Source organism: Streptomyces litchfieldiae (genome assembly GCF_031845365.1).
GTDB classification, from domain to species: Bacteria; Actinomycetota; Actinomycetes; order Streptomycetales; family Streptomycetaceae; genus Streptomyces; species Streptomyces litchfieldiae.
Genome location: NZ_JAVREL010000150.1, coordinates 1 through 383, shown reverse-complemented (window position 1 = coordinate 383; position 383 = coordinate 1). Strand labels below are relative to the sequence as shown.

Sequence of the window (383 nt, the reverse complement as noted above, 5' to 3'; positions counted from 1 at the left end):
GAACAGGATCGTGCCGGCGATCTGCAGCGGCGTGTGCCCGAAGAAGACCGACGCCGCTTCCACCACATAGTGGACACGGTTGTCCGGTGTGACCGGTGCACCCGCGATATCGAGCGAACCGAACCGCCAATGCGCAAGTGCCGCACCGACACCCGCGGCCACCGCCGTGGCCACCGCACAACCGGCGGACAACGCGGCGACCAGACCCGGCCCGCGGTGCGGGGTCCACTGCCACAGTGCCACCGCCGCCACGACGCCCAGGACGACGAGCAAGCCGACGAATATGAACGCCGAGGTGAAGAAGTGGTCGGATTCGCCGCCCAGGTAGGCGTGCACCCGGTCACCGCTGCGGGTCAACGCCACCACGCCATGCACTCCGGGGG

Annotated in this window: 1 protein-coding gene; it reads right to left on the bottom strand. The window is 69.2% G+C overall.

Features of this window, described 5'->3' with window-relative positions; genetic code table 11:
- On the bottom strand, positions 1-375 hold a 375-nt coding region (locus RM590_RS35830), incomplete at its 3' end, for a DUF2567 domain-containing protein (protein ID WP_311708985.1).
- Positions 376-383: the final 8 nt, after the last annotated feature.